An 11,404-nucleotide genomic window follows, 5' to 3' on the forward strand; every position below is an offset into this window, starting at 1 on the left:
AGCCTAACCGCCGCCGCACCGCCGCCGGTACCGAGGTGGGCGCTCCGGCGGCGACCGCCTGGCGTGACCGGAAGGGGCGGCCTCAGATCCAGACCTGGTTGAGGCCCTGGTTCGGCACCCACTGGACGACCGGGACGCCGTCCGCCGGGTCGGAGGCGGGGACGTCGAGGACGAGGCCGCTGTGCACGTTGGTGAGGGTGTGGATGCCGCTGTGGTGGACGACGGTCTCCGTCCAGGCCTGGTTGAGCCCGCGGTTGCAGGTCCACTGGACGGCCTGGGTGCCGGAGGCGCGGCTGTAGTCGGGGATGTCGAGGCACTTGCCGCTGTGGACGTTCACGTACTCGTGGTCGCCGGTGCGGATCCACTGCTGGTTGGCGCCGCCGTGGCAGGTCCACTGGCGGACGGGGGCGCCGTTGTCGGTGCGCCAGTCGGCGACCTCCAGGCACTTGTTGGTGGCGGCGTTCCTGACCACGTCGGGGCCGGGGACGGCGGCCCCGGCCGGTGCGGCGGTCAGGGCGGGCGCCAGGATCGCGGCGAGGCCGGCGGCGACGGCGCCGAGCCGGGCGGCGGCGGTGCGACGGGGCGTGCTCATGGTTCCTCCTGCGGTGGTGTGGTGCGCGGAAGGTGAGGTGGGGCCTGGTCGGTGCGCGGTGGAGCGGGTGGCGGCCGGCCCGGCCGGTCCGGGCCCGGACCGGACCTGAGCCGGACCTGAGCCGGACCTGGGCCGGACCGGGAGGCGGTCCTGGCGGTCAGCGCGGGCCGTCGGTGCCGTTCGACGGGAACCAGATCTGGTTGTAGGCGACGGGAGTGTCGATCGGGTTCCACTGGACGACGGGGGCGCCGTCGTCCCGGCTGCCGAAGGCGACGTCGAGCAGCAGACGGCTGTTGGCGTTGACGTAGCGGCGGCTGCCGGAGTGCATCAGCTGCTCCGTCCACTTCTGGTTGTCGCCGCCGTTGCAGGTCCAGATCACCGGCCGGGTGCCGGGCGCGGTGCTGGCGAAGGGGATGTCGAGGCACTTGCCGCTGTGGACGTTGACCAGCTCGCGGGCGGCGGTCCAGTACCACTGCTGGTTGGCGCCGCCGGTGCAGGTCCACTGGCGGACGGCGGCGCCGTCGCCGGTGCCCCAGTCGGCGACCTCCAGGCACTTGCTGGAGTTGAGGTTGAGGACGGAGAACGGGGCGGAGTAGGGCGCGGGCGCGGCGGTCTGCGCCCGGGCCGCCGGAACGGCCGCGGCGAGACCGGCCGCGAGGGCGAGCACGGCCGCGGCGGAGCCGGCCCTGCGGGCGGGGGTGGTGCGGAGGGACATCGGACTCCTCGGGATGCGGTGGAGCGGGTTCCGAGCCCGGCCCGCGGCGGGACCGCGGGCCGGGCGTTGGGACGGTGGATCAGCCGGCCGGTCGGCGGCCGGTGGAGCGGGGGGTCACGGGCCCGCGGTGAAGTCCGCGGGGAACCAGACCTGGTTCGGGCCCGCGTTGCGGGTCCACTGGATGACGGGCGCGCCGTCGGCCAGGCTGCCGAACGCGACGTCGAGCACGAGGTTGCTGTTGACGTTCACCCAGCGGTTGGTGAAGGTGCTCACCGCCTCGTCGGTCCACTTCTGGTTGGTGCCGCCGTTGCAGGTCCACTGCACGGCCTGGGTGCCCGGCTCGGTGCTGGCGAAGGGGATGTCGAGGCACTTGCCGCTGTGGGCGTTGACCAGCTCGTTGCCGGTGGTCCAGTACCACTGCTGGTTGGCGCCGCCGGTGCAGGTCCACTGGCGGACGGTGGCGCCGTTGCCGGTGCTCCAGTCGGTGACCTCCAGGCACTTCTCGGAACCGTAGTTCGCGATGGAGAAGAGCGGGCCGGAGGCCGCGGGCGCGGTGGGCCGCGCGTGGGCCGCCGGGGCGGTGACGGCGAGGCCGCAGGCGAGTGCGGCGGCGAGGACGGCGGCCGTGGAACCGGTGCGCCGGGCGGGTGCGGTGCGGAGGGACATACGGGACTCCTCGTTGGCATGGTCGGTACCGGAACGGCCCGGTCCGGGGAGGGGGAGTTCGGGCACGACGAGGGGCTCGGACGTCCCCCCTCCCGGTCCGGCCGCGGGTATTCGATCATGCGGTGGGGCCGTCGGGGAACCGGTTTTCGAAAGTCGGTCCGGTCCGGACCCGACCGGGGCTCCCGCGGTCGCTCCGGGTGACCACCGGAGGGCGTTCGGTGGCCCGGCGCGGCCGGCTCAGCCCTGGGTCACGGTGGCGGTCCACAGCTGGTTGGCGCCTCCGTTGGCGCCCCAGAGGGTGACCGTGGCGCCGTCGGAGGGGTCGTAGCCGGCCACGTCGAGCACCAGGCCGAGGGACGACAGGAAGCCGGGGGAGGGCGCGTTGACGCCCGGGGTGGTCCACTCCTGGTTGTTCTGCCGGACGCCGGAGCAGGTCCACTGGACCGGCCGGGTGCCCCAGACGGTGCTGAAGCCGGGGACGTCCAGGCACTTGCGGCTGTACTCGTTGACGAGGATCCCGTCGCCCCAGGTCCGCCACCGCTGGCTGAGGCCGCCGTGGCAGGACCACTGCCGGACGGGGGCGCCGTCGTCGGTGCGCTGGTCGGCGACCTCCAGGCACTTGCCGGTGGCGAGGTTGCGGAACTCGACGTGGTAGGGCTTGGGGGACGGGATCTGTTCGGCGTGGGCGGCGCCGGGTGCGGCCAGCGGCAGCGCGGCGGCGAGTCCGGTGACGAGGGTGAGCAGCGTGGCGCGGGTGCGCCGGGGCAGACTCATGCTTGCTCCTGGCAGAGGCGGTTGGTGGGCGGGAGGTGCGGTGGTGCGTGGTCCGGGTGCGTGGTCCGGGCGATCGGGCGCGCGGTCAGGAGGCGCGCCACAGCTGGTTGGCGCCCCCGTTGGCGCCCCAGAGGACGACCGGCGTGCCGTCGGCGGTGCTGCCGCCGGGCACGTCGAGCACCAGGCCGAGGGCGGACAGGTAGTCGAGTTCGGGGCGGCCGTGGCCCGGAACGGTCCACTCCTGGTTCGTGCCCAGGTGGCATTGCCACTGGACGGGCTGGGTGCCCCAGACGGTGCTGCCGCCGGGGACGTCCAGGCACGTGCCGCTGAGCCGGCTGACCAGGCCGTGGCCGGCGTAGCCGATTCCCCACTGCTGGTTGGGCCCGCCGTGGCAGGTCCACTGGCGGACGGGGGCGCCGTCGTCGGTGCGCCGGTCGGCGACCTCCAGGCACTTGCCGGTGGCCAGGTTGCGCAGGGTGAAGTAGGGCGGCGTCGGCTGGACCCCTCCGGCCAGGGCGGTGCCGGGTGCGGCGAGCGGGAGCGCGCCGGCGAGGGCGGCGGCGAGGGCGAGCAGTGTGGCGCGGGCGCGCCGGGACAGGCTCATGCTTCCTCCTGACGGGAGCGGTGCGGGAAGGGTGCGGTGGTGCCCGGCGCCGGTGCGCGGTGGGTGCCGGGCCGGGTGTCCGGGGTCAGTACCGGGCGGTGGTGCAGGCCCACCGCTGGTTGGTGCCCCCGTTGGCGCCCCAGGTGACGACCGGGGCGCCGTCCGCCGGGTCGCCGCCCGGCACGTCGAGCACCAGGCCGAGGCCGATCAGGTAGTCCGGCGAGGGGAGTCCGTAACCCGGGACGATCCAGTGCTGGTTCGCCGACGACGTGCCGCCGCAGTCCCACTGGACGAGCCGGGTGCCCCAGACGGTGCTGTTGCCCGGGATGTCCAGGCACTTGGCGCTCGCGCCGTTGGAGAGGGTGCCGCCGTAGCCCAGGAACCACTGCTGGTTGGGCCCGCCGTGGCAGGTCCACTGGCGGACGGGGGCGCCGTTGTCGGTGCGGTGGTCGGCGACCTCCAGGCACTTGCCGGTGGCCACGTTGCGCAGTTCCAGTTGGGGCGGGTGCGGGATGGGCTGCGCCCGGGCGGCGCCGGGGGCGGCGAGCGGGAGCGCGGCGGCGGGGGCGGCGGCGAGGGCGAGCAGGGCGATGCGTGGGCGGCGTCTGTGACTGGGTGACGGGTCGGTCACGGGTGTCCTCCTCAGGTGCTGCGGACGGTGCGTTCGGCCGGGAAGCCGAGGAGCCGGAGCCGGGACTCCCTTGCGGCGTCGCGGTGTTGGACAGCCGCTGGTTCGAAATAGTTGTGCGGAGCCTGAGGAAAATTCATGAACTCGTGTTCACAACCCGCGGCGGTGGGCGCGGCGTCGCACGCGGCGACCGCGCTCGCCGGGGTGTGCCCGTCGGCGCCGCCCGGGAAGGCGAGGACCGGCGCGGTCGGGCGGTCGGGCGGCGGGCAGGGTCGGCCCGGGTGCGCCGCCGTGGGTGTCGGGGCGGCCGTGGGAGCCGACCGCCCCGGCGGTGCCGAGCGTGCACGGCCGGGCGATGCCCGCGGTCGGGTCGGCGCCGAGTGCCCCGGGGCTGGGTGCGAGCAGGTGCGGGGGCAGGTTCGGCAGCTCGCCGAGTTCCGGTGCGCGGTTGTGCGGATCGGTGCCGGCGGTGCGCCCGTGGTGGTCGACGGCGAGTGCCGGAAATCCCTGCTCGCCGAGCCGGACGGCGGTCCGCCGGTGGCACGCGGAAAGGCCCCTGCAGTCCGGCAGGACGGGGACGGCGGGTCCGGCGGGACGAGCATGGCGGGTCCGGCCGGGTGCTCGGGCCGGCCGGGGAGGCGTCGAGGACCGCGCCGTCGGTCGAGGTCGGCGCGCATTCGGCGGTCTCGGCGAGGGTGTGGGTGGCGGGGGTGAGGACGAGCGGCGCGGCGTCGGCCGGCCGGCACCCGGGGGAACCCTCCGCGATCGCGGAAACGCCGGGCGCGCCCACTGCGCGCCCGGCGTCCGGGATGTCGGCGAGAATTCCCGGGGGATCTCCCGTCAGATCGCCGGGGAATTTCCTTCGAAGGACTTTTCCGGTTCCGGAGTGATCGCGTTCTCCGGGCGGGCGCCGTGCGGGGCGTGCTCCTCGGCCCGGCGGAGCGCGCCCGCGCTCAGCAGCAGCGCGGCGGAGAGCGCGGTGACCACCCCGAAGGAGACGGTGAGCGAGGTGGCCTGGGCGAGGCCGCCGACGATCGCGGGGGCGATCAGGCCCGAGGTGTAGGTGACGGTCGCGACGCCGGCGATGGCCTGGCTGGGGTTGCTGCCGATCCGGCCGGCCGCCGCGAAGGCGAGCGGGACCACCACGGCGACGCCGATCCCGATCAGCGCGAACCCGGGGACGGCCAGCGCCGGGCGGTCCGCCACGACCACCAGCAGCCCGCCGGTGGTGGCGATCGCGCCGCTCAGCCGGGCGGCCCGGACGGCGCCCAGCCGGCGGATCGCCGCGTCGCCGGCCAGCCGGCTGACCGCCATGGTGAGCGAGAACGCGGTGTAGGCGGCGGCGGCCACGGCGGGGGAGGCGCCGGTGACGTCGCGCAGGTAGACGCCGCTCCAGTCCATCGAGGCGCCCTCGGCGAACACCGCGCAGAAGCCCACGAGTCCGATCACCAGCGAACTGCGCGGCGGCAGCGCGAAGCGCGGCGGGGCCTCGGTCTGCCCGGCCGGGCGCCGGTCGGGCAGTGCGCCGCAGACCGGCTGGGTGAGGAGCAGCAGCACGGCGGCTGCGACGGCGATCTGGATCCGCGGGTCGAAGTCCCGGTGCGCGGCGAGGATGCCGACGCCGGCCGCCACCAGGCCGCCCGCGCTCCACATCCCGTGCAGGCCGGACATGATGGAGCGGCCGAGCCGCTGCTCGACCTCCACGCCCTGGGCGTTCATCGCGACGTCCGACATGCCCGCCGCGGCGCCGTAGGCCAGCAGGAACAGACAGAGCACCGGCAGCGAGGGGGCGAGCACGGGCAGCGGGAGGACGAGGCAGCAGAGCGAGACCAGTCCGGACACCGCCGCCCGCCCGCCGTAGCGGTGGACGAGCCGGCCGGCCAGGGGCATCGCGAGCGAGGAGCCGATGGCGGGCATCACCAGGGCCAGCCCGAGCTGGCCGGTGGAGAGGCCGAGGTGGTCCTGGATCCAGGGGATCCGGCTGACGAAGGTGCCGCCGATCGCGCCGTGCACGGCGAAGACGAGGGCGACGGCGATGCGCGCCCGGCGGGCGGCGGCGCGGGTGCCGGGGGATTGTCCTGCGGTCGGGCTGGTGGTCATCCGGTTCTTCCCTCCCCGCCGCGCGGGGCGCGGCGGTGGCGTGGGGCGGTGGGGCGGGGTGCTGCGGTGGCGCGGTGGTTCCCGTCGACGTGGCAGTGCGGCGACGGTTCGATAAATTATCAGGAAGGGACCCTGATAGAAACACTCTGGAAGGATGACCGGCCATGACCACCGCGCGTACGGCCACGCCGAGCACCGCCCGGGCGATCAACGACCGGTTGGCGCTCGACCTGCTGCTCGACCAAGGACCACTGACCGCGACCGAGCTGCGCGGCCTCACCGGCCTCTCCCGGCCCACCGTGGCGGACCTGCTCGACCGGCTCCAGCGGGCCGGGCTGATCGCCCTCGTCGGCGAGCGCGGCGAACAGCGGCGCGGCCCCAACGCCCGGCTCTACGCCCTGGCCGCCTCCCGCGCCCACCTCGCCGCCGTCGACGTCCGCTCCGCCGGCGTCTCCCTGGTCGTGGCCGACCTCGCCGGGCAGGTCCTGGGCGCCGCGGAGCTCGCCGTCGAGGACCCCGGGCCCGACCCGGACGCCCACCGCGCCGCCGTCGACCGGATCGTCCGCACCCTGCTCGACACCGCCCGCCGGGCCGGCGCCGGGCACCTGCACACCGTCGCCGTCGGGGCCCCCGGCCTGGTCGACGCGACGGGCCGGCTCCAGTCCACCGGGGAGCTGCCCGCCTGGCACGCCGGGCTCTTCGCCGCCCTGCGCGGGCTGCCCGGCACCGACGTGATCCTGGAGAACGAGGTCAACCTCGCCGGGCGCGCCGAGTACCGGACCGGCGCCGCGCGCGGCCGGGACGACTTCGTCCTCGTCTGGCTCGGCCACAGCGTCGGCGCCGCCGTCGTGCTCGACGGCAAGCTGCGCCGCGGTGCCGGCGGCGGCGCCGGCGAGATCTGCTTCCTGCCCGTGCCCGGCACCACCGCCCTGCCCACCGCCGCCGGCTGCGCGGGCGGCTTCCACGGGCTGGCCGGCAGCGCCGCGGTCTGCGCGCTGGCCCGCGCCCACGGGCTGCCCGCCGCCCCGGCCGACGACGCGCCCGCCGCCGAGGCCGCCGTGCGCGCCGCCCTCGACGCGCTCGGCGAGGGGGAGCCCGGCGGTCCGTTCCTGGACGAGCTGGCCGAGCGGATCGCGCTCGGCACCTCCGCGATCTGCGTGATCCTCGACCCCGGCTGCGTCGTCCTCGGCGGCGAGATCGGCCGGGCCGGCGGCCCCGAGCTCGCCGCCCGGGTCGAACGGCGGCTGGCGGGCCTCTCCCCGGTGCGCACCGAGGTCCGGGCCGGCGAGGCCGGCGGCGGCGCGGTGCTCGGCGGCGCCGTGCTCACCGCCGGGGACGCCGTCCGCCGCGACCTCTTCGGCGAGCCGTGAGGCCTGCGCCGGGGCGGACACCGCTTCGCGGGGCGCACGCCCGGTACGGCAGGATGGGCGGCGGGGCCGGGACCGGGCGGGGGCGAACCACCGCGGGAACCGGCGCCGCCCTCCCGGCCGTCCCTCCGGTCGTCCTGCCCTCCGTCCGTCCCCTCGTCCGCCCCTCCGCCCGCCTTCCCCTCCGTGCGGCCCGTCCTCCGGCCCGTCGTGCCGGCCTGCCGGACCGCCGCCGGGGTCACCGGCCGGACCACCGCCCGAACCACCGTCAGGAGTCTCAGCCATGGGCCAGCCCGGGGCACCGGCCAACCCGTACCGCATCGGCGAGGCAGCCGCGCTGCTCGGCGTGAGCGCCGACACCATGCGGCGCTGGGTGGACGCCGGCCGACTCGTCGCCGAGCGCGACGAGCACGGCCACCGGATCATCGCCGGCGCCCGGCTGGCGGCCTTCGCGCGCGAGCTGGCCCGGCCCGAGACGGCCGCCGCCGAGGGCCGTCCGTCCTCGGCCCGCAACCGGTTCCCGGGGATCGTCACCGACGTGGTGCTCGGTGACGTCGCCGCCCAGGTGGAGATCCAGGCGGGACCGTTCCGGGTGGTCTCGCTGATCAGCCGGGAGTCGGCGGAGGAGCTGGAGCTGGTGCCCGGGGCACCCGCGACTGCGGTCATCAAGTCCACCAATGTGATGATCGAACTGCGCTGAGTCGCCCTCTGGGCCCCGTCGAGGAGAGGACCGTCCGATGCCCCACCCCCGGTTGCCGTCCACCCAGGCCGCCGTCACCGCGATCGAGGCGCTGGCCGCCCGGCACGGACGCGCGGTGAGCACCGGTCACGACATCGGCCGTGACCGGACCTTCGCCGGGTGGGTCGGGGCCGACGGCGGCGGCGCGGACGAACTCGCGGCCGGCGTGCCGCACGAGGCGCTGGTCGAGATCGCCGGCCCGCCCACCATCACCGTCCGGCTCTTCGTCCACGACGAGGCCGTGGTCACCGTCGACAACATCGCCTTCGACGTTCCGCGCGACAGCGTCCCGGCGTTCCTGAACTCCGTCTGGACCGGTCTGGTCCACGTCCGGCAGCGGGTGTTCCCGCCCTCCTGCACCATGATCGTCACCGTGCCGGGGGAATCGAGCTACCGCGAGGCCGTGACCCTGTACACCCTGAGCCCGTGGCTCGCCGGGAAGCTCCGGTGAACCGCGCCGCCCGGAGCGCCCGCCGTGCCCGGAGCGCCCGCAGTGCCGCCCGTCCCGCCGCCCGCCCCGCCGACCGATGAACGGACCGATGACCGCATCCGCCGCCACCCGCCGCCCCGTCCTCGCCGTCGCCCACCGGGGTGACCCGTACCGCCACCGCGAGAACACCCTGCCCTCCGTCGAGTCCGCGTTCGCCGCCGGCGCCGACGCCGTCGAGGTGGACGTCCGGCTGACCCGTGACCGGGTCCCGGTCCTGCTGCACGACGCCACCCTGGAACGGCTCTGGGGCGATCCCCGCCCGCTGTCCCGGCTCACCGCCGAACAGCTCGACGCCTTCGGCGACGGCCGCCACCGCATCCCCACCCTCGCCGAGGCGCTCAAGAGCACCGGGGCCGCCGCATCCGGGGCCAGGCTCCTCATCGACCTCGACGACGCGGGCCCGGCCGCCGCGACCTGGGAGGTCGTCACCGGGCTCGGCGCCGAGCGGCTGGTCGGCTTCTGCGGCCCCGCCACCGCCATGCTGGCCGTGCGCGCGCTCGCCCCCGACGCCGAGATCGCACTGACCTGGAAGCAGCCCCGGCTGCCCGCCCGGGCGCTGCTCGACGATCTGCGCCCGCGCTTCGTCAACCCGCCGTTCGGCCTGGCCACACCGGAGTTCACCGCCGCCGCCCACCACGCCGGGCTCGCCGTCTCCACCTGGACCGCCGACCTGCGCCGCACCATGCGCAAGCTGAGCGCGGCCGGCGTCGACTCGATCACCAGCAACCGGATCGCCCTGCTCCGTGCCGTCCTGGACGGCCGCCGGTGACCCGGGCCGGCGGTGCCGCCGGGGCGGGCGGGGAACCCGGGGCGGGCGGTGCCGCCGACGCCGGCGTGCTCGGCCCCCGGGCGCTCGGCCGCGCACTGCTGGCCCGTCAGCACCTCCTGGAGCGGACCACCGCGACCCCGGCCGCGATGACCGCGCACCTCGTCGGCCTCCAGGCCCAGGCCGCCCCGCAGCCGCCCTACCTCGGTCTGCTCGCCCGCCTCGACGGCTTCACCCCCGGGGCGCTCGGCGAGCTGATCGAGGGCCGGCGGGCGGTGCGGATCGCCCTCCAGCGCGGCACCATCCACCTGGTCACCGCCGAGGACTGCCTCACCCTGCGGCCCCTGCTGCAGCCGCTGCTGGACCAGCTGCTGCGCGGCACCTTCGGCAGGCGGCTGGCCGGCCTCGACCTCGACGCGCTCGCCGCCGAGGCCCGGGTGCTGGTCGAGGAGGAGCCGCGCACCTTCCAGCGGCTGGGCGAGGAGCTGGCGGCCGGCCGCCCCGGCCACGACCCGGCGGCGCTGGCCCAGGCCGCGCGCTGCCGGCTGCCGCTGGTGCAGGTCCCGCCGCGCGGGCTGTGGGGGCGCGGCGGCCCCGCCGCGCACACCACCGCCGAGGCCTGGCTCGGCCGGCCGCTCGACCCGGAGCCCTCGCTCGACGACCTGGCGCTGCGCTACCTCGCGGCCTTCGGCCCGGCCACCGTCGCCGACCTGCAGAAGTGGTGCGGCCTCAGCCGGCTCGCCCCGGTGCTGAAGCGGCTGACCCCGGGCCTGGTCACCTTCCGGGACGAGCGGGGCCGACTGCTGTACGACCTGCCGGACGCCCCCCGGCCCGACCCGGACACCCCGGCGCCGGTCCGGCTGGTCGCGCCCTTCGACAACCTGCTGCTCTCGCACGCCGACCGCACCCGGGTGCTGCCGGAGGAGTACCGGCCGCGGGTGATGACCCAGAACGGCATCGTGCTCGGCAGCCTGCTGGTGGACGGCCTGGTGGCGGGGAGCTGGCGCACGGCCGAGGAGCCGGGCGAGCGGTGGTCGGTGACGATCCGCCCGTTCGCGCCGCTGGGCCGGGCCGACCGGCGGGCGGCGGAGGCCGAGGCCGAGCGCGTCCTGGCGTTCGCGGGCGGCGGTGCGGGCGGCGGCTCGCGCGACGGCGAGGTGCGTTTCGAGGAACCGGCGGACTGAGCGGAGCCGGCGGACCGGGCCGAGCCGCGGACCGGCCCCCGACCGCCGCCACGGGTGTTCGGCGGCCGTCCGGACGTTCGGGCCCCGTGACTCGTTGGGGTGGACCGACGGCGGGTGGTCTGTACCCGCACCGGCCGTCTGGCTTGAATCGACCCACTTCCCCGGAGGCCCGTGCCGCGTGCGGCGCGGACCCCGGTCACCAGCGTCCAACAGCGTCCACCAGTGAAGTGGAGCCGGCCATGGCCCCCGTGCACGACGGCGTCTACGCGATCGCCAAACCCGACGACCAGTTGCTCACCCTCCAGGCGGCCGAGGAGTTCGTGGTCCTGCTGACCCCGGCCGGCGAACCGGGCGAGCAGGAGTGGGAGGTGAGCGGCCTCGACGACGGCAACGTCGTCATCAGGAACCTCCGGCACGGCGGCTACGTCGGCCCGAACGGCCCGGTGGAGGAGGACCAGCAGATCCGGGGCACCGCCGAGCCCTTCGCGTGGGCGCTCCGCCGGGCCGCCGAGCGGTTCACCTTCCACGTCGTCGTCCCGGGCGGCCCGGTCGACGGCCACGAACTCGCGCTGGACCTCAGCGTGCTGGACATCTTCCCGCAGCGCACCGCACTCCGGCCGCTGGACGTGACGGACCAGCAGCAGGCCTGGCACCTCCGGTTCCACGAGTAGCCGGACCCGTTCCGCAGGACAGGGGAGTGTGTCCGAGCTCGGCGTACGCGTGCGCTTCCGCGATCCGGTCGAGGGAATAGCTCCGTTCGACGCGCGGTGTGTAGTGGC

General features: G+C 76.2%; 13 protein-coding genes. 6 read left to right on the forward strand and 7 right to left on the reverse strand.

The window, feature by feature from the left end; translation table 11 throughout:
* Positions 1-82: 82 nt before the first annotated feature.
* The 7 genes from ACFCX4_RS07215 to ACFCX4_RS07245 form a co-directional block, all read right to left on the reverse strand.
* Positions 83-592 carry an RICIN domain-containing protein gene (locus ACFCX4_RS07215; protein ID WP_376139624.1) on the reverse strand — a complete coding sequence of 170 codons (510 nt, stop codon included), beginning with the start codon at positions 590-592 and terminating at the stop codon, positions 83-85.
* A gap of 157 nt (positions 593-749) precedes the next feature.
* Positions 750-1,307: an RICIN domain-containing protein gene (locus ACFCX4_RS07220; RefSeq protein WP_376139625.1), complete on the reverse strand. Its 558-nt coding sequence runs from the start codon at positions 1,305-1,307 to the stop codon at positions 750-752.
* A 114-nt stretch (positions 1,308-1,421) separates the two neighbouring features.
* A complete protein-coding gene (locus ACFCX4_RS07225; protein ID WP_376139626.1) occupies positions 1,422-1,973 on the reverse strand; it encodes an RICIN domain-containing protein in 552 nt (183 codons plus the stop codon).
* A 237-nt stretch (positions 1,974-2,210) separates the two neighbouring features.
* A complete protein-coding gene (locus tag ACFCX4_RS07230) occupies positions 2,211-2,747 on the reverse strand; it encodes an RICIN domain-containing protein (protein ID WP_376139627.1) in 537 nt (178 codons plus the stop codon).
* 85 nt (positions 2,748-2,832) lie between these two features.
* The gene (locus ACFCX4_RS07235) at positions 2,833-3,351 is read right to left on the reverse strand and encodes an RICIN domain-containing protein (RefSeq protein WP_376139628.1); all 519 of its coding nucleotides are present in this window, start codon (positions 3,349-3,351) and stop codon (positions 2,833-2,835) included.
* An 85-nt stretch (positions 3,352-3,436) separates the two neighbouring features.
* Entirely contained in the window at positions 3,437-3,982 is a 546-nt protein-coding gene (locus tag ACFCX4_RS07240) for an RICIN domain-containing protein (RefSeq protein ID WP_376139629.1), read from the reverse strand.
* A gap of 837 nt (positions 3,983-4,819) precedes the next feature.
* On the reverse strand, positions 4,820-6,079 hold the full coding sequence (locus ACFCX4_RS07245; protein WP_376139630.1) for an MFS transporter: 1,260 nt from the start codon (positions 6,077-6,079) through the stop codon (positions 4,820-4,822).
* 164 nt (positions 6,080-6,243) lie between these two features.
* Between ACFCX4_RS07245 and ACFCX4_RS07250 the strand changes: the two genes are divergently transcribed.
* The 6 genes from ACFCX4_RS07250 to ACFCX4_RS07275 all read left to right on the forward strand — a co-directional run bounded on the left by ACFCX4_RS07250 (position 6,244) and on the right by ACFCX4_RS07275 (position 11,296).
* Positions 6,244-7,449, forward strand: a complete 1,206-nt coding sequence (locus ACFCX4_RS07250; RefSeq protein ID WP_376139631.1) for an ROK family transcriptional regulator — start codon at positions 6,244-6,246, stop codon at positions 7,447-7,449.
* A 280-nt stretch (positions 7,450-7,729) separates the two neighbouring features.
* A complete protein-coding gene (locus tag ACFCX4_RS07255) occupies positions 7,730-8,146 on the forward strand; it encodes a molybdopterin-binding protein (protein ID WP_376139632.1) in 417 nt (138 codons plus the stop codon).
* 37 nt (positions 8,147-8,183) lie between these two features.
* Positions 8,184-8,636 (forward strand): hypothetical protein, encoded by a 453-nt coding sequence (locus tag ACFCX4_RS07260; protein WP_376139633.1) that lies wholly within the window; start codon positions 8,184-8,186, stop codon positions 8,634-8,636.
* Between the two features lie 88 nt (positions 8,637-8,724).
* Complete coding sequence (locus ACFCX4_RS07265; RefSeq protein WP_376139634.1) at positions 8,725-9,444, forward strand: glycerophosphodiester phosphodiesterase; 720 nt, start codon at positions 8,725-8,727, stop codon at positions 9,442-9,444.
* Positions 9,441-10,625: a winged helix DNA-binding domain-containing protein gene (locus tag ACFCX4_RS07270; RefSeq protein ID WP_376139635.1), complete on the forward strand. Its 1,185-nt coding sequence runs from the start codon at positions 9,441-9,443 to the stop codon at positions 10,623-10,625. Before ACFCX4_RS07265 ends, ACFCX4_RS07270 begins: the two co-directional genes overlap by 4 nt.
* Positions 10,626-10,864: 239 nt before the next feature.
* Positions 10,865-11,296: a hypothetical protein gene (locus ACFCX4_RS07275; protein ID WP_376139636.1), complete on the forward strand. Its 432-nt coding sequence runs from the start codon at positions 10,865-10,867 to the stop codon at positions 11,294-11,296.
* Positions 11,297-11,404 lie beyond the last annotated feature (108 nt).

The sequence above is a fragment of the Kitasatospora sp. NPDC056327 genome, from assembly GCF_042261735.1.
Classification (GTDB): domain Bacteria; phylum Actinomycetota; class Actinomycetes; order Streptomycetales; family Streptomycetaceae; genus Kitasatospora.